The sequence below is a fragment of the Halosimplex amylolyticum genome (assembly GCF_051414035.1).
GTDB classification, from domain to species: domain Archaea; phylum Halobacteriota; class Halobacteria; order Halobacteriales; family Haloarculaceae; genus Halosimplex; species Halosimplex amylolyticum.
The window spans coordinates 98,563-116,206 of the sequence record NZ_JBLKNW010000001.1; the positions used below are offsets into that span (position 1 = coordinate 98,563).

Genomic DNA, 17,644 nt, shown 5'->3' on the forward strand with positions numbered 1-17,644 from the left:
CGAGATCATACGTTCATCATGTCGCTTGCGTCGTCCTCGGTGTCCGGTTCGAGCCGCTCGCCGTCGCCGGTATCCTGATGTCGGGCTCTGACCCGCGGGTTGAACACGCGGTCCAGCGACTGCGCGAGCAGGATGAGCCCCAGCGCGATACCCGAGATGGCGATCATCGGAACGATCAGCCAGTGGTAGGCCGACGGCCGATAGAGCGCACCGGCGCTGTAGGCGTTGTTCAGCATGACGCCCCAGTTGGCGTCCGAGAACGGCAGTACGCCCAGGAAGTACAGCGCGACCGCCGCGAAGATGACCCGGCGGGCCGCGTTCACCATGTTCACCACGATGTACGGCATCAGGTGCGGGACGATCTCCCGCGAGAGTATCCACCTCGTCGACAGGTCCATCGCCCGGGCCGACTCGACGAACGACTCGCTCCGGATCGTCAGCACCTGTGATCGGATGGCGCGGGCGAGTCCCGCCCACGCTGCGATCGCCAGCAGCACGCCGAGCGTGACCGGGTTGTTGATCCACGCTTCGAGGAGCGTCGCGAGGACGATCACGAGCGGAAGCCCGGGGATGTTGATGAACACGTCGGTGATCGTGCTGAGTACGGTGTCGACGAGGCCCCCTTTATAGCCGGAAACGACCCCGAAGAGCGTCCCGACGACGACCGTGAACACGGCGCCCGAAGCCATCATAATCATGATCGACGGCGTCGAGTGCACAGTGAGCGAGAGAATGTCTTTGCCCGCCGACGTCGTCCCGAGCGGGAACTCCGAGGTCTGGAACGCGCCGACCAACTTCGGCCCGGCTGCAGGAGACGTCGGCTCCACCAGGTAGACGCCAACGGTCCCCATCAACACGTAGATGCTCACGATCACGAATCCAGCCAGGGCTCGCCAGTCGTCCCGGAGGATCGACCACGGGGTACGGAAGAACTCGTCGAAGAATCGCTTGACTCGGTCGCCGCGGGTTTCCTGGATTGACGAGGTCGTTTCGAACGGAGACTCCGATCCGACGGTCCCTCCGTCGCTCCTGACGCTCCCAGCGGAGTCGTCGCCGGCCGGACCGTCGTCGCTCGACTCGTCCGGGCGGGCAGGAACGAACTCGTCGATCGAGTCGCCTGCTCGGCGGTCGTCGTCAGAACGCTTCACGGTCCTCACTCCCTGCTCGGGGATCGATTTTCCCGTAGGTCAGGTCGGCGATCAACAGCGCGATCACGACGGCGATCGTGATCACCGTGAACGTTCCCATCATCAGCGGGTAGTCACGCGCTCGCACGGCCTGGATCATGTAGTACCCCATCCCCCTGTACGAGAATATCTCCTCCAGGACGACTGCCCCACCGAACATCGTGCCGATAGCGATCATCAGCCCGGTGTACATGGGCAGAATCGCGTTCCGGGCGACGTATCGAATGGCGATCGTTCGGTCGGAGAGGCCACGAAGCCGGGCGACCCGCAGGTAGTCCTCACCGAGGACGCGGACGCTGTTCCCACGCATCGTCAGTGAGGCCGCGCCCGACGCGACGAACATCGAGAGGACGGGCAGCGTCGCGTGGTAGATGATACCCATCATGAACGGCAGATTGAACCCGACGGTGACGCCCTCGGGCCGACGACCACCTGTCGGGAACCACCCGAGCTGATAGCCTAGCGTCATCAACAGGAAGAGCGCGAGCACGTAGAAGGGGATCGACGTGATGGTGGTGGCGTAGCCGGTGAGCGCGCTGTCGAACTTGCTCCCTTCCCAGTAGGCCATGAGCGCGCCCAGTGAGATGCCGACTGCGAAGCCGAGGAAAACTGCCCAGCTCATGACGAACAGCGTCCACGGGATGGCCTCGGCCATGATCTCGGCGACCGGCGCGTTCTGGCTCATCGAGCGCCCCATGTCGCCCTGCACCATGTCCACCATGTAGTTCACGTAGGCGATGTGCATGGGTTCCTGTGGGTTGATGTTCATGTACATCTCCGCGCGCTCGTAGGCCTCCTGCGGGTTCTCCAGCTGGGGCCCGACTCGGGCGACGAACGCGTCGACCGGATTGCCCGGCATCATCCGTATCATCACGAACGAGAGGGTCAACACCGTGAAGACGGTAAACACGGCCTGACCGACCCTGCGTATCTTCCAGTTCATCTGTTAAATAGCGTGTCGTTAATTTCTGGGGTCATTGCAGTTCCAATCTTATCTCTCTGAATGAAATGTCGAAGGGGGGACCGCTTCCTACTGCTTCGGGGCGAGCGTCGCGTCCGGAATCTTCACCAGGTTGAATTCGGAGACGCGGTTGTCCAGTAGCGCGTCCGGAGCGTCGACGACCCAGTCGCTCGCGTTGATCGCACCGTAGTCCCGGCCGACGACACAGTTGTACATCGGCAGTACCTGATTGTACCACCACGTTAGCCGTTGCAGCGGCTCCGAGCCGTCAGTGAGAGGTATTCGCTCAATTTCGTTCATGATGTTGATCTCCATCGTTTCGCTAGCGTCGGGGTTTCCGATTTCCGCCGGAATCTCCCAGGTCGTATTGTTGTAATCGGCGTGGGTCAGATTGGCGAACCAGTCCCAGACGAATCCGACGTACGTCAGCCCGGTGAGCGAGAAGATCGGGTGGTTGTCGAAGATGATGTCGTGGTCCCCGTTGAGCCGGGCTTCACCGTAGGTGGCCTCGTCGACGGCGTCGAGGGTCACGTCGAACCCGAACTCCTCCAGCTGGTGTCGTGCGGAGTCGAGCGCGTCGACCTGGACGCTGGTACCGGACTGAGCGATCAGCCTGAGCGTGGCCGGTTCCCCGTCCTCGCCGTACCACGTCCCGCCGTCTCGCTGGTATCCGGCTTCTTCCATGAGCGCCGTCGCCTCCTCGTTGTCCTTCTCGTAGTAATCGTACCCCTCGACGTCGACTACTCCCTCGTCGACCGTACTCTGGTTGAGGAACGTCGACGGCAGCTCGTACAGTTCGTACTGCTGGGGAACCGACGCGAAGATCTCCTCTTTGTCGACGGCGGACGAGATAGCGTGTCGAACCCGCCGATCGGACGTGATCGGATCGTTCGACGGGTTCTCGGCCGGCGAGTTGGTCCAGTCGTAGTTCCCGAGGTTGAACAGGAGCGACCAGGCGTGGTTGTAGTCCCGGTTGATCTTCTGGTGCTCCGGCAGCTGATTCATGACGTCCGGCGAAGCGGGCAGATTGAGGCCGATCCCGTCGACCTCCTCTTCCATGAATGCCAGAACCTGGTCGGAGTGTTTCTCGATGACGTACTCGGTGAAGTTGATGTTCTCCGCGTTGGGATGGCCGTCGTACACTTCGGTGACGAAGGCGCTGTCCGTCACTTCGACGAGTTCGAACGGACCGTTACCGACGACCTCGTCGACGCTCGGTGTCCACTCCTGGAAGTCGGCGACGGTCTGCGTTGCCTCCTCGCTCTCTGCGTCCACGTCCATGAGGTCGTCGCGCCAATCGCCGAAGGACGGATCGCCCACGTCCTCCTTGATCATCATGTCGGTAGCGACGGCGTGCTGGATAACGTGGTCAGTGCTGAAGGCGTCGTGAAGATGGAACCGCATCGCGTAGTCGTCGACGGCCTCGTAATCACTGATGACGGCGTGCGCGTTCGAATCCGGCGAGGTGATGTCGGAGATCCTGAACATCAGGTCCAGGTCGGTCTTCCAGTCCGCGGTCGTGACCGGATCGCCGTTGTGCCACTCGTACTCCTCGCTCAGTTCGACGAGGAGCGTCGTTTCGTCTTCTTTCTCCCAGTCGTTCGCGATTACACCTTGGCCTTCGTTGTGGCTGTGATACCAGACGACCGTCGGATCGTAAATCAGCCCCGGCGGGTCGAAGTTCGCCATCGTGCTCTGTGGATCGTACGGGTTCCACGAGGCATTGGACATATTGTAGGTCCCCCGGTGCAGTGCCTGGGTGAACCGTTTGTCGACGCGTTCCTGAACAGAGTCACCAGTTTGCGTTCCGGTACCCCCGTCTCCACTGTCTCCACCGTCCCCACCGTCTCCACCGCCGGAATCACTGCTGCACCCTGCGAGCAGCGCCGCACTACCGGCGAGACCGCTCTTCAGGGCACTCCGTCGGCTCAGCCATCTGGCTTGGTGTCTGTTATCGTCAGACATTCGAACGTACTTTCCATGGCTACTATAAATAAATTTCGCTGAAAATTGCTCCAGTTCAACACTGCTCGGCGACTGGTTAGTACGGGACCACATAGAGACGGAGACAAACTATTTGGCGGTCGGTTCGGTATCGCTCCTCGATGGACCGTACACGCTCGGTGTTGAAGTTAGTGTTCGGGATCAACGTGCTGTTCTTGCTCCTGCTGGGCTTTTCCTACCCCTATCTCGAACCGGGCACCGCGTCGTACGTCGTCGCCGCCATGACCGCTACCCTCTGTCTCACGATGCTGGCGCTCGTCGCGCTCATCTCCTACTTCGAATGGGACGTTTTCGACCTCGGCTGAGGGCTTCGCCGGGCCCCACGCGGCGGTCGAGAAGCCGAGCGGGCGCCGGGCGTTCCGAGTTCCCGTCCCGGCGAAACAACTATCTGGGTATCGGCTGATACGTCTCTATGGCCGTCGACGCCAACGAGAGTCCCGATTCAGACTCGTCACGTCCGCCCCAGCGCTCGCTCGGCGTACTCGCTCCGATTCGCTCGTCCTTCTCGCTGCAACTCGCGGTGGCCGGGCTCGTGTTCATCGCGATCGGATTCGTGCTCGGCAGCGGCGTCTGGGCCGGGATGCTCCCGATATGGGGTGCCGCGCTCGTGGTGGTCGGACTGGGTGCGTACGCCTTCACCCACCTCTCCCAGCGCGGGTCGAAGGGCTGAGTCTCCCAAGCGTGGGGCAGTTCACGCCATACGAACGGGGCGGCTTCGCCGGGATCTGAAGGGGCCCGCCCGGGTCCGGGCCGGGCGCAGAACCGAAGCGCGGTCAGGCGAACTCGGGCATCACTTCGTCGGCGAACAGCTCCATGCCCTCGAAGTCCGGGTAGTCGACGAACCAGCACTGGAACTTCGTGACGCCCGCGTCGACGCGGTCCTCGATGGCCTCGGCGCACTCCTCGGGCGTCCCCATGACGAAGTACTCCCGGGCGTCCTCCTCGGTCTCGATGGGCGCCTGGTCCTGGTACTCCTCTTCGAACTGGATCGGCGTCATCAGGTCGAGCAGGCGGTCGAACTTCTCGTCGTCGCGGGTGCAGATGACGTGGCCGTCCCAGGAGTACTCGATCTCGGCGGGGTCGCGCCCGACCGTCTCGCAGTGGTCCTCGATGACCGAGATCTTGTGCTCCAGCGTCGGTACGTCGCCGTTGAACACGTCGGTGTTCCACACGTCGGCGTGCTTGGCGACGAGTTTGAGCGTCACCTCCTCGCCCTGCCCGCCGACGAGGATCGGCGGGTGGGGATCCTGCACGGGGCCGGGCTCGCAGTGGGCGTCCTCGATCTGGTAGTGGTCACCGTCGAAATCGGCGCCCTCGCCGGGATCGGTGTCCCACATCCGCTTCATCAGGCGGATGCTCTCGTCGAGGCGCATGAGGCGCTCGAAGCCGTCGCGGTACTCCCAGCCGTAGGCGTCGTACTCGGGCTCGTGCCAGCCGGCGCCGAGGCCGAGCTGCAGCCGCCCGTCCGAGACGACGTCGAGCGTGGCGGCCATCTTCGCGACGAGCGCGGGGTTGCGGTAGTCGTTGCAGAGGACGAGCGACCCGACGTCGATGTCGTCGGTCTCGCCGGCGAGCGCGGAGAGTAGCGTCCAGCACTCGTACTCGGCGTTGTCGCGGCCGAGCATCAGGTGGTCGGGCGCCCAGGCGGCGTCGAAGCCGAGTTCCTCCGCGCGACGGACGCCCTCCAGGGTGGTCTCCCAGTCGAGCGACTCGTAGGCCGGCGTGTCGCGGTGGACGGGCTCGCTGCCCTCGTCGGGGGCGCCAGCGAACACCGGCACGTTGTACTCGAAGCTGATGTCGGACATGGTCACTCCACGGCGTAGTCGTCGAGCGCCTCGCGGTTGAGTTCGGAACTGAGGCCGACCCCGTCGGGCAGCGGAATGACCCCGTCCTCGGCGTCCGGCGGGTGCTCGTAGATGGCGTCGGCGTAGGTGGAGTCTTTCTCCTCCTGCTGTTCCTGGAACCACTCGGGGATGGGGAAGTACTCGGCCATCGGCGCGTTCGTCGACGCGGCGATGAAGTGCAGGTGCGGGTTCGTCCCCGAGTGGGGGACGACCGGCACGTCGTGCGTGCTCGCGAGCGCGTCGATCTTCTGGAGCTCCGTCAGTCCGCCGCAGCGGTGGACGTCCGGCTGGAGGATGTCCACGGCGCCGCGTTCGAGCAGTTCCTCGTGGCCCCAGCGGGTGAACTCGTGCTCGCCGCCGGAGATGGGGATACTGGTGGACTCGCGGACCTCGGCGTAGCCGTCGATGTCGTCGGGGATGACCGGTTCCTCGACCCACTCCATGTCGTATTTCTCCAGTCGGTCGAGCATCTTCTTCGCGTAGCGGACCGACCAGCCCATGTAGGCGTCGCCGGCGATGGCGATGTCGTGGCCCACGGCGTCGCGGACGGTCTTCACGATCTCCTCGTTTTCCTTCATGCCAGCGCGGCCGGCCTCGGGACCGTGTTTGAACCGGAGCTTCATCGCGTCGAATCCCTTCTCGACGTACTCGATGGCCTCCCGTTCGAGGGTTTCGAGGTCGACCGGGTGCAGGTTGCTCGCGTAACAGGGGATCTCCGCTTTGGTGGGCCCGCCGAGCAGTTCGTAGACGGGTTTGTCGGCCTCCTTGCCGGCGATGTCCCACAGCGCCAGGTCGACGGCGCTGATCGCCTCGATAGCGGCGCCCTTCCGGCCGAACGGGATCGTCGCGCGGTACATGATGTCCCAGAGGCGTTCGCGCTCCTGGGGGTCCTCGCCGACGACGAGTTTCGAGAGGGTCTCCTCGACGATGGTCTCGATGGCGCCCGTCGCCCAGTTGCCGTGGCCCACGCCGGTGATCCCCGCGTCGGTGTGGACCTCGACGACGACGTCGCCGACCGGCCCCATCCACTTGCGCCGGGCCTGCGGGTTGTCCCCGTCGGCGTTGTTGTACTCGTCGTACTTGCTCATCACTGTGACGAGGGGGAACTCCACGAACTCGCCCCACGATTCTGTACTCACGCTCGTGACGTCGATATCTGTAATCTCCATAGTGGCTGCTGACCGTCGTACGTTCCATACATCGGACAACCTTTATATAATCCTTGTGTGCCCGTCGTCGCCCGACGGCGCCCGCACCGCGGCTAGCTGGCTCCGGCTCCGCTCGCGAATCGACCACGCCGTCACGGCCGCAGGGGGTCGTCACCCGGTCCGTGACGAGGCAGCGACTCCGATATACGTCCGGCATTACCGAAACGTAATTTGCGTGAGATCACGGACGATGCACGATGATGCCGTCTCGGCCAGATATCGGTCAGGTCGAGGGTATCCCTTTCCGGGATTACCGGACAAATAGATCATTCTTCTCATCGCTATGTCGAAACCGGCCGGTTCGGGGGTCCGAGACGGGCACATCTGGCGCCTCTGATACCCCTTCCACACATAGTATCGTAATTCCAATCTATGGGTGATGTCCGGTAATATCGAATGTTTAGGGTCACGAGACCTCTCCCGCCTCCGGGGTCGAACGGGATGGGAGAGGGGCTTGCCGATGAGAAATATAAAAAATACATATATGACAGATACTGTGTTAGAGTGGTAGGGCTGCCTGGAGCGACGTGGGACAACGCTCGCGACGGAGTCACCGAAATACCGAATATTGGGAGTCGTTCGGCCACGTAAGTGCATATTTCTGATATGGGCCGATAGCGGATCGCCGGGGCTGGCACGCGGTGTCGCTGAAGGGCAAGAGTCAGTCCTGCGGGGATCGAAACGGCCATAATTCCCAGAATTGGCACTCCTTACCGCTTTGATAGCCACTCGGCGACTCCACTCGGACCGGGAGTCTCCCGCCGCTCCCGAGAATTAGCACGATATGTATTTCATTTTTTAGGACCCCGTGATGATACTATTCCCATCATTACTGTGGGTAAAGGGTGTCCGCGGCTCGTTCGGTGTCACGGAGTGACGCAAGAAAGCGTCGCTGTCGGGTTCGAGGCGACGGAAAAGCGGGGACCGGGACGGTATGGCACGGCGAATGGGCGGGAGCCCAGGTGATCGACGGGATCGGACGGGCGGGAGCGAAGGCGGACGACGGAAAGGTGGGTTCCTACGCTCCCCCGAGCGCGGGAACGGGTGGGTGTGGACAGGGTGGGTCGCGGGTGGGGTGCATCCGTGGTGGGATGGGGCTCGCATTCACACGAGCCATCTCATCGTTGGGGTTGGAGAGGGAAGTTTTCGGCGCCTTAATGATTAGGTACGCGAGAGACCGTCAGCGACGAATCCGCCGACGGGAACAGAACGAACCAGGGACGTCGTACGGGCCGATAGCGCCGCGCGCGCGCCGCGTCGACAGCCAGCGTCGGCGTGGATCCCGAGATTTTTGATGTTACTCACACCGGATCTCGGCTTATTACTCGTACTCCTGTCTATAACTAACGGGATGAATTCCTTGCGGGATTACGCTGGATCTCCAGCGAACCTATGACAGACTCAGATGAGACGCGCGAGATCGCAGAACAGATCGCGGCCACGGTGAAAGAGCCGCTGGACGAGGACAGCTCCCGAAGAGGATTCCTGGCCAGGACGGCGCTCGCTGGCGGGGCGTTGCTGACGATCGGCGGCGGTGCGGGAGCCGCACTGGCACAGGAGGGCGACGACGGAATGGCCGAAGAGATGACGGCCACGTTCGACGACGTGGACGGGACGGACGTCGACGTCCTGAACTACGCGCTCACGCTCGAACACCTCGAGGACGCGTTCTACCGCGAGGCGACGGAGATGTTCAGCGAAGACGACTTCGTCGAAGCCGAAGACCTGCAGTCGTACAACGAGGAGTTCCGCCGGGAACTGTACGTCTACGTGCAATCGGTCGCCGACCACGAGGCGGCCCACGTCGACGTGCTCACGCAGGCCGTGGAGCTGCTGGGCGGCGATCCCGCCGCGGAAGGGACGTACGACTTCGGCGTCGAGACCGTCGGCGACTTCCTCTCGCTCGGGCAGGTCCTCGAGAACACCGGTGTCGCGGCCTACGCAGGTGCGGCACCGTACATCGAGAGTCCCGACCTGCTGGGCGCCGCGCTGTCGATACACAGCGTCGAGGCGCGCCACGCCGCCATCTTCAACGAGGTCACCGGGACGTCGCCGTTCCCGGACGCCTTCGACTCGGCGGCCTCCCAGCAAGAGGTGCTCGATGCCGTCAGTCAGTTCATCGTGTCGGATGACGATGGTACCGACGTCGGGGCGGAAACGGAGACCGGAACCGAGACCGAGACCGGAACCGAGACCGGAACCGAGACCGAGACCCCGACGGCGACGCATACAGACACCGATACTGCTACGGATACCGCGACGGAGACGCCAACGGATACGCCGACAGAGACGACGACTGCCACCGAAACGCCGACGGCCACCGATACCCCGACCGAATCAGAATAACGGGGATCGACCGGAAACGGCCGCGACACCCCCATTTTTCGACCGGCTCGGAAGCGTCGTTCGACCGGGATGCGTCGCCCACAGTTATGACGGTTCGGCTCGTTCGTTCGACCGATATGCGCGCAGTTCGGCTCAACGACCACGGCGGTCCCGAAGCGCTCGCAGTCGAGGACGTCGACCGTCCGGACCCGGGTCCGGACGAACTGCTCGTCGAGGTCGCGGCCGCGGGCGTCAACCCCGTGGACACGTACTTCCGCGACGGATCGTACGAACCGGTCGACCTGCCGTTCACGCCCGGCGTCGATCTCGCGGGCGTCGTCGCGGCCATCGGCGACGGCGTCGACGAGTTCGACGACGGCGACCGGGTCTTCGGAACGGGGATCGGCAACGGCGGTCACCAGGGCGCCTACGCCGAGTACGCGACCGTCCCGACCGATCGGGTCGTCCACCTGCCCGAGGGAGCGGACCTGGCGGAGGCCGGTGCCGCGGGCGTCGCGGCGGTGACGGCCTGGCGAGCGCTGGTCGACCACGCCGATCTGGACCCAGCGGAGCATTGCCTGGTCCACGGCGGGTCGGGCGGCGTCGGCCACGCCGCCGTCCAGGTCGCCGACGCCGTGAGCGCTCGGGTGATCACCACGGCCCGTGAGGAGTACCACGACGAACTCGCCGACATGGGCGCGGAGACCGTGCTCGACTACCGCCGCGACGATCTGGCCGACGCCGTCACGGAGGCCTCCGCTGGCGGCGTCGACGCCGTCCTCGACCACCGACTCGACGACTACCTCCAGTTCGACGCCGACGTCGCCGCGACGAGCGCTCGCGTCGTCGGCATCGGGGAGAACAGTCCCGACCCCGCGTTCACGAACGACGGTGCCGCCCGCTCGAAGGACGTCTCCTACCAGTTCATGTCGATGTTCAACACCCCCGACCTGCGGGTACCGCTCCGCGGCGTGGCCCACCTCATGGAGCGCGGCGCGCTCTCGATCGAACTCGCGCGGACCTACGGCCTGGACGAGGCCGGCGAGGCACAGCGCGCCGTCATGGAAGATTCCTTCCTCGGGAAGCTCGTGATCGAACCGTAGCCGGCCGGTCGAAACCGCGGCCGTCTCCTCCCGTCAGACCACCCGGTTGACCGGGTCCTCGCCCTCGTTCGTCCGGCGGACGCTCTCTTCGAGGATGGCGGCCACGTGACGGTAGTAGTCGCGGGTGTAGGCCGCGCAGTGCGGCGAGACGATGACGTCGTCCATCTCCCAGAGCGGTGAGTCCTCGGGGAGCGGTTCGGTCTCGAAGACGTCGAGGGCACCGCCGGCGATCTCGCCGTCCCGGAGCGCCTCGACCAGCGCCTGCTGGTCGACGACGCCGCCGCGAGCGACGTTGACGAGGTAGGCGTCCTCCCGCATGGCCGCCAGTTCCTCGGCACCGACCAACTCGCGGGTCGCGTCGGTCAGCGGGACGGCGAGGACGACGAACCGCGCGTCCGCGACGGCCTCGTGGAGTTTTTCGACCGTGTACACCCGGTCGACGCCGGGTTCTGGCAGCGGCGACCGGCGGACGCCGACCACGTCCATGCCGAGACCGGTCAGACGGTCGACGATGCCGCGGCCGAGGCCGCCGAGGCCGACGACGCAGGCCCGTTCGTCCGCGACGGTCCAGCCGTCGTCCCAGTCGGGTCGCGACCACTCGCGCTCGGTCTGGTGGGCGACGTGCTCGTGGAGGCGCCGCGCGAGCGCGAGGACGAACCCGGCGACGGTCTCGCCGACGGCGTCGCCGTGGATGCCGGTGCTGTTCGTCAGGACGATGCCCTCCTCCCGGAAGCGGTCGTGGGGGAACCGGTCGACGCCGGCCTGGATCGAGTGGACCCACTCGAGGTCGAGGAACGAGTCGCGGTGTTCGAGCGTCACCACGGCCTGGCAGTCGGCGAGCGAGTCGGGCGACCCGTCGACGATCGTCACGTCGACCGCGGCCTCCACGAGCCGCTGTGCGAGCGGCTCCGGCGGGAACACCGCCGCGACCGATTCGTCGATTCCGATCCGGTCGATCTGCATGTGCCGGGTTACTCGGCGTCGGACAGTAACGTTTGCTCCGAACTCGCCCCCCGAACGGTGCCGGCGACACGCCGCTCGCTCCCCGGTGGGAGCGGGTCAGCAGTGGCTTCCCCCGATCACTCACCGGTTTTTGGCCGGTCAGTGGTCGGTTACTCGCCAGTCACTCGCCGGTCGGGAGCCGTCCGGCGCGTGCGAGCGCCGCCATCGCGACCGTGACGACGCCGACGACGACGGCGTAGCCGCGAAACACGCCCGAGTAGGTGAGGCCGAACTCGGCGAGCGAGCCGACCGCGACGCTCCCCGGGGCCTGCATTAGCATCATGACCGCGCTGTACCCCGAATAGGCGCTCGCTCGGTTCTCGTCGGGCAGCGAGTCGAGCAGGTAGGCGTCGGCCACCGGGAACAGCCCGTGGACGATCAGGCTCATGACGATCGAGACGGCGGCGACGGCTACCCAGCCCGTGACGAGCGTGAACGCGAGCAGCGTGACGACGAACCCGGCGAGGATCCCGAGGAGGACCGAGAGGTACGTGAAGCGGTCGGCCAGGCGGCCGGCGACGACGAACGAGGGGACGCCCGCGGCGAAGGTCACGGTCAGAAGCGTGTTCGCCGGTCCCGTCGCGATGCCCTTCGCGCCGAGGTACGTGACGTAGAAGTTGAACACGCCCTGCCAGACGAAGCCGGTGAAGCCGACGAAGACGACGCCGGCGGCGACGAGGTGCCACTGCGCGCGGATGGCCCCCAGCAGGTCCCGGTCCTCGACGCCGGCCGTGGGCAGGTCCGCCCGCCGGAGCGCGAAGACGAACACGACCGTCAGCGCGAGCGCGAGGACGGCCAGCGCGCGGAACGAGATGCGCCACGATCCCATCGCGATGGCGAGCGAGACGAGGAAGGGAGCGGTGACGGCGGCGATCTGCGAGGACATCCCCCGCAGTCCGACCGCCAGCCCGACGCGATCGGGGTAGAGTTCGCTGACCAGGGGGTTCGCGGCGATGAAGAACACGCCGGAGGCGAGACCGACGAACAGCGCGCCGGCGACGGTGACGCGGATGTCCGGCGAGAACGCGGTGAATCCGGCAGCCGCGGCGAGGAACAGTCCCATCCCGACGAGGACGCGGTGGCGTGCGACCTTCGTCAGCAGGTAGCCCGTCGGGAGCCGCGGGAGCGCGCTGCCGACCCAGACGGCCGTCGCGGCCAGTCCCGCGGTGGCCGGGCTGACGCCCGATCGGATGAAGTAGTCCACGAGGGGCGCGAAGGCGATCCGCCCGAAGTTCACCAGAAAGGAGAAGGCGCAGATGGAGACGAACACGCCCGCGCGTCCCCGGGGGACCGTTCGACCGGCCCCGGTCGCGCCCGCGGTCGACCCGCTCATGGCGACCGCAGACTCCGGCCGCGGGAGGGCGGGCTTCGGCCGCAGGACGGCGGTCGCCGGGCCGACGACGACTCGGACGGACCGTCCGCGCGCGGACGGGCGACGATACCGGTTCGGGAGGTCACGTTCCCCGGTCGCTTCCACGGGCGTTTGAAACCCTCGTTCCCGGCCGATGTTTCCCGTTTGCGCCGCGGTCACGGACCGCGCGGCTCACCGGAGGCAGCGCGCCCGGTCGTCGCGGATCCGCCGCAGACGGTCGGCGACCGCCGACAGCGCCGGGCAGCGCGTCTCGAACCCGCCGTAGAGGAAGGTAACCAGGCTCGTCCCGGCGACGCCGGAGAGGTGTACGTCCGGCCGGCCGTGGACGAGCGCCTGGCGCTCGTCGGCGAGGTCGGCGCACGTCGCCTCGAAGTCGGCCAGCCGGTCGTCGAGCCGGCTCAGCCGCTCGCTCGACGCGCAGTCGAGCTGTGCCTCTATCTCGGCGAGCCGCCGGTCGCAGTCGGCCAGCGCACCGTCGACCTGGAGGAGCGACTCCCGCTCGCGTTCGAGCGCGCGGCGGAACCGCTCGCGGTCGTCGCTGGCGGACTCGCTACCGCCCCAGAGCGTGCGGTACAGCGGCCGGGTCAACTGTCGGCCGTCGACCACCTGGGTCGCCACTTCCGGGCAGAACTCGGAGGCGAGGCTGGCGCGAAGCGTGTCGCCGTACTCCGCTTCGTAGTGAGGGACGTCCATCACGGTGTCTCGGTAGGCCGTCCTGACGGCCCGGAGCGGGGCGGCTTGCCCCGGGTCACCGCGCGTCGACACCGCCGCGGGGATGGTCGCGACGCCGGCTCCCGCGGTCGAGCAGGTCACGCTAGGGGGCGTCGGATCGACGTTCGAGAGGCGAGCGCGGAACCGGTCGAACGCCGCGCGTTCGTCGGTCGCGTACTGGATCTCCCTGTCCACGACATCGATCGCCGTCCGGAGGGGCGAGGGGTTCGAGGCTGTCATGTGCTGTCGGGCAGTCCGTGCCGGATCCGCCCGCCCGGACGGGTAATCGGTTGCTATGAGCCATCTATACCGTGACGTACCCGTATATAGCGCCCGTGCCCGGACGCCGGTCCGCCTCGTTCGCGCCCGCCCCGCCCCGCCCCGCCCCGCCCCGCCCCGCCCGTGCCATCGGGACCACGGCCCCGGAAGCTATCGGAACGCCTACCAAAACGCCGTTCAGCGAACCTTTATTCGGGTCGTGCCCCGATCGATGTACATGACCCGCCCTGACGTGGTCGCCATTTGCGGTAGCCGCCGCGAGGGGAGTTACACCCGTCGCGCCCTCCGTATCGCCCTCGACGCGGCGGCCGACGCCGGCGCCGACACCGAGTTGCTGGACCTGCGGACGATCGACCTGCCCCCGTTCGACCCCGACGCCGAGGAAGGGGAGGCGGTCACCGAGTTCAAGCGCCGCGTTCGCGAGGCCGACGCAGTCATTCTCGGTTCGCCGGTCTACCACGGCTCGTATTCGGCGACGCTGAAGGACGCGCTCGACTACTGCGGCAAAGACGAGTTCACCGACACGACCGTCGGACTGGTCGCGACCGCGGGCGGCGGTAGCTACGCGAGCACGTTCGACCACCTGCGGACCGTCGTCCGCTCGGTCCACGGCTGGACGGTTCCCACGCAGGTCGGCATCCGCGGCGCCTACGACAAGTTCGACGGCGAGTCGATCACCGAACCCGGCCTCGAAGACCGGCTCCGGGAACTCGGCCGCGAGGTCGCCGCCAACGCGCCGGTCGAGCCGTCCGCTCGCCCCGCGGTGCCCGCCGAGTCCGACGACTGATCGGGGCTGGCTGTAGCCGCTAGACCACACTGGTCCGCAGATCAGATCGAGCGTCCGCAGCGTCCGGACGATCACACGTTCGACCGGCACAACTCCCTCCCTGCGGCTCCGGACCGCATGGACGCCGGGATCACCGTCGAAAAATACCAGATACAGTAATAGAACGATGAATTATACAATCGGCAATAGTATACTCTATCAGGGTCACACATCCCGATAATCTGACAATCCAACACTCTGATGGGGAGTAATGTGTAATACAAATGATTTAGACGAATTTGTTTTTCCCTACTCCGAATATTTGCCCTCGATCCAAATGATTCCATGAATATCGTGGCTTCCATCTCGAGACTGCCGATTCGAGGCTACCAGGGGAGAAAAATCGTCGGTATCCATTCGTGAATCAATGCCGGGGCGTCTGAGACAGGTTCCGACCGATCCAGACTTATCGAAATTGAATACATAATTCTGATTCGTAAGATAGCGTGGTTGGCGTGGCGCTCATGGACGCAATGGATACCGCACCCGCAGCAGTGTGTCGGGCGCTGTCGATTCGGCGAAGCGACGCCGAGACGTCGATCCGGGAAGGGATTACAACCATACGTCCGTAATCTCCGTTGGATAGTATCCCGCACGTGAGTTGTTACTACTGTCGCAACAAAGAACGTCCATCTGATCCGTTCGAAACGGACCAGTTCGGGGGATCCTTCACAATTATTCGTGGGTGTGATGGGTCGATCCGGCGACCGGGCGCCGGACGTTCGAAGTGAGTGAACGACAGGCGCGGTCACTCCGTGAGCGCGATCCGGTTGGAGATCGTCCCTGCGGTGTTGCGAACGAGTTTCCGCAGGTCTGCTTCGACGCGTGGCCCCTCGGTTCCGGCCGTCGGTTCCCGGAGACCGACAGCGCCCACGGGCTCTCCGTCGTCCGTCACGGGTGCAGCCACTGCTTCCGGGCCCGCGCTCTCGTCGGACCCAGTGACGATGACGGACTCTCGTTCGGCGGTGTCCAGGCGGTCGAGGATGTCTTCGACGCGGTCCGGCTCGTCGACGGTCGCATCGACGAGGGACCGGCGCGTCCCCGACGGGTACGACGACAGGATGGCGAGTCCGGCGGGCACGTCCGGGAGCGGTGCCCGCTGCCCTTCGAGTGCCGTTGCCCCGACCTGACCGACCGGGACGACCGTGTGGAGGTACACGGCTTCGCGTCCTTCTCGGACGACGAGGACCGTGGTGGCACCGGTCACGTCGGCGAGTTTCGCCAGATTGTCGACGCCCGCGCGGTAGACCGGTTCGTGTCGTTTCGCGGCCAGTCCGAACTCCAGGAACCGGTGTGCGAGCTGGTATTCGCCGTCGTGTGACCGAACGAAGTGAGCGTCCTCGAGCGTCGCGAGGTGCTTGTGGACGTTCGCCTTGGACCCACCGATGTCGTTCGCGATCTCCGTGACCCCGGCAGTCCCCCGTTGCCGGAGTGATTCGAGCACCTCGATCGACGTCACCGTCGCGCTGACCCGGTCGGCTGGCATACTCGACGGTTCGTTCGAACGCCCATAAGCGTTCGCTATATTCGAACGTGTCGGGCGAGCGTGGTTGCCGCCGGAACCTGTTCGACGACAGCAGGGCAGTGGGGGCCGGTTTTATGCTTCGTGGCGCCTCGCATGGGATATGGACGACCTCGACGACCTCGAAGGGGCGCTCGCCGACGCCGGCTTCTCCGGCTACGAGGCGGAGGCATATCTGGGGTTGCTTCGACTGCGGGACGCGTCGGTGGCGGAACTGACCGACGTCTGTTCGGTACCGCGATCGCGACTGTACGACGTGCTCAGGGACCTCGAGAGAGCGGGGTACGTCGAGACCTACGAGGAGGGGTCACTCCGTGCGCGCATCGCCAACGTCACGCCGGCCGTCGACGAACTCCGCGACTGGTCCGAGGAACTCAGCGACGCCGCGGACCGACTGGAGACGCTGTGGGAACGGCCTCGATTCGAGCACACGGACATCAGCGTCTTCCAGACCCACGCGGCGACCGTCAGAGAGGCGACGGCCCGAATCGACGCCGCCGACCACGCCGTGCACCTCTGTGTCTCGACGACGAAACTGGTCGATATGGCGGACACACTCCGTGACGCCGTCGATCGCGGCGTCGTCGTCCGGATCGCGATCCAGGCCGGCACGGGCGACCACGCCGGGGAGATCCCCCGGCTCTTTCCGGAGATCGCTTCGGAGGTGCGCCGGTGCGAGTCGACGATGCACTTCGTCGCGCTCGTCGACGGCTCCGTCGGCGTATTGGCCGTCGACAACGAGTGGGACGGCGAGTACGGGCTCGTCGCCAACGACAACACGCTCACGTCGATACTCCACTGGTACTTCCAGATCCAGCTGTGGGAACCGTGGGACACCCTCTACTCCGAGTCGATCGGCGTGACGACGACCTACGTGAGCATCCGAGAGATCATCCGTGACGTCGAGTCGCTCCGGACGGACGACGAGAGCGTCTTCGTTCGCGTCGAGGGCATCGACACGCAAAGCAGGGAAACGGTCGACGTCGAAGGAGAAGTCGTCGACGTGCTCTACACCGACATCTACCAGGACCGCGACGTGACGTTCGCCCAGCAGTTCATCCAGGCGGCGCTGAAGATCCGAGCTGACGGCGAGGAGTACACCGTCGGTGGCTACGGCGCCGTCCTCGAAGACATCCGTGCCATCCAGATGACGATCACCAGTATCGAGTGACACCCCGACGGGGGTCGCGGACCGGCGTCACCCCGGCGGGGGTCGCGGAGCGGTACCACCAGCAAAGTTTTTTGACGGGTACGGCGAAACGGAGAGGTATGGACGACACCTCCTCGCAAGCAGCGCGCT

At 65.5% G+C, this 17,644-nt stretch carries 15 protein-coding genes; 6 read left to right on the top strand and 9 right to left on the bottom strand.

What is annotated here, in order from left to right; all coding sequences use genetic code 11:
- Positions 1–5: 5 nt before the first annotated feature.
- From ACMGFE_RS00410 to ACMGFE_RS00420, 3 genes are all read right to left on the bottom strand, one after another.
- Entirely contained in the window at positions 6–1,148 is a 1,143-nt protein-coding gene (locus ACMGFE_RS00410) for an ABC transporter permease (RefSeq protein ID WP_436922958.1), read from the bottom strand.
- Complete coding sequence (locus tag ACMGFE_RS00415) at positions 1,135–2,130, bottom strand: ABC transporter permease (protein ID WP_436922959.1); 996 nt, start codon at positions 2,128–2,130, stop codon at positions 1,135–1,137. Before ACMGFE_RS00415 ends, ACMGFE_RS00410 begins: the two co-directional genes overlap by 14 nt.
- A gap of 87 nt (positions 2,131–2,217) precedes the next feature.
- On the bottom strand, positions 2,218–3,879 hold the full coding sequence (locus ACMGFE_RS00420) for an ABC transporter substrate-binding protein (protein WP_436922960.1): 1,662 nt from the start codon (positions 3,877–3,879) through the stop codon (positions 2,218–2,220).
- A gap of 374 nt (positions 3,880–4,253) precedes the next feature.
- Here ACMGFE_RS00420 and ACMGFE_RS00425 point away from each other — a divergent pair, with 374 nt between their 5' ends.
- Together ACMGFE_RS00425 and ACMGFE_RS00430 are read left to right on the top strand one after the other, a co-directional pair.
- Positions 4,254–4,457, top strand: a complete 204-nt coding sequence (locus ACMGFE_RS00425; RefSeq protein ID WP_436922961.1) for a hypothetical protein — start codon at positions 4,254–4,256, stop codon at positions 4,455–4,457.
- A 107-nt stretch (positions 4,458–4,564) separates the two neighbouring features.
- A complete protein-coding gene (locus ACMGFE_RS00430; RefSeq protein ID WP_436922962.1) occupies positions 4,565–4,822 on the top strand; it encodes a hypothetical protein in 258 nt (85 codons plus the stop codon).
- Positions 4,823–4,925: 103 nt separating this feature from the next.
- Here the strand turns inward: ACMGFE_RS00430 and ACMGFE_RS00435 are convergent, their stop codons facing one another.
- Positions 4,926–5,957 carry a TIGR03560 family F420-dependent LLM class oxidoreductase gene (locus tag ACMGFE_RS00435; protein ID WP_436922963.1) on the bottom strand — a complete coding sequence of 344 codons (1,032 nt, stop codon included), beginning with the start codon at positions 5,955–5,957 and terminating at the stop codon, positions 4,926–4,928.
- Positions 5,958–5,959: 2 nt separating this feature from the next.
- Entirely contained in the window at positions 5,960–7,165 is a 1,206-nt protein-coding gene (locus ACMGFE_RS00440; protein ID WP_436922964.1) for an enolase C-terminal domain-like protein, read from the bottom strand.
- A 1,431-nt stretch (positions 7,166–8,596) separates the two neighbouring features.
- Here ACMGFE_RS00440 and ACMGFE_RS00445 point away from each other — a divergent pair.
- Together ACMGFE_RS00445 and ACMGFE_RS00450 are read left to right on the top strand one after the other, a co-directional pair.
- Positions 8,597–9,550, top strand: a complete 954-nt coding sequence (locus ACMGFE_RS00445) for a ferritin-like domain-containing protein (protein WP_436922965.1) — start codon at positions 8,597–8,599, stop codon at positions 9,548–9,550.
- 116 nt (positions 9,551–9,666) lie between these two features.
- Positions 9,667–10,632 (top strand): NADPH:quinone reductase, encoded by a 966-nt coding sequence (locus tag ACMGFE_RS00450; RefSeq protein ID WP_436922966.1) that lies wholly within the window; start codon positions 9,667–9,669, stop codon positions 10,630–10,632.
- A 33-nt stretch (positions 10,633–10,665) separates the two neighbouring features.
- Here the strand turns inward: ACMGFE_RS00450 and ddh are convergent, their stop codons facing one another.
- From ddh to ACMGFE_RS00465, 3 genes are all read right to left on the bottom strand, one after another.
- Positions 10,666–11,595, bottom strand: a complete 930-nt coding sequence (gene ddh / locus ACMGFE_RS00455) for a D-2-hydroxyacid dehydrogenase (RefSeq protein WP_436922967.1) — start codon at positions 11,593–11,595, stop codon at positions 10,666–10,668.
- Between the two features lie 160 nt (positions 11,596–11,755).
- Positions 11,756–12,967 (bottom strand): MFS transporter, encoded by a 1,212-nt coding sequence (locus ACMGFE_RS00460; RefSeq protein WP_436922968.1) that lies wholly within the window; start codon positions 12,965–12,967, stop codon positions 11,756–11,758.
- 210 nt (positions 12,968–13,177) lie between these two features.
- A complete protein-coding gene (locus tag ACMGFE_RS00465) occupies positions 13,178–13,957 on the bottom strand; it encodes a DUF7260 family protein (protein ID WP_436922969.1) in 780 nt (259 codons plus the stop codon).
- A gap of 256 nt (positions 13,958–14,213) precedes the next feature.
- Here ACMGFE_RS00465 and ACMGFE_RS00470 point away from each other — a divergent pair, with 256 nt between their 5' ends.
- Positions 14,214–14,783, top strand: coding sequence for an NADPH-dependent FMN reductase (locus ACMGFE_RS00470; RefSeq protein WP_436922970.1), 570 nt, complete (start codon positions 14,214–14,216; stop codon positions 14,781–14,783).
- 787 nt (positions 14,784–15,570) lie between these two features.
- Here the strand turns inward: ACMGFE_RS00470 and ACMGFE_RS00475 are convergent.
- Positions 15,571–16,308 carry an IclR family transcriptional regulator gene (locus tag ACMGFE_RS00475; protein ID WP_436922971.1) on the bottom strand — a complete coding sequence of 246 codons (738 nt, stop codon included), beginning with the start codon at positions 16,306–16,308 and terminating at the stop codon, positions 15,571–15,573.
- Positions 16,309–16,447: 139 nt separating this feature from the next.
- Here ACMGFE_RS00475 and ACMGFE_RS00480 point away from each other — a divergent pair, with 139 nt between their 5' ends.
- Positions 16,448–17,515, top strand: a complete 1,068-nt coding sequence (locus tag ACMGFE_RS00480) for a TrmB family transcriptional regulator (RefSeq protein ID WP_436922972.1) — start codon at positions 16,448–16,450, stop codon at positions 17,513–17,515.
- Positions 17,516–17,644: the final 129 nt, after the last annotated feature.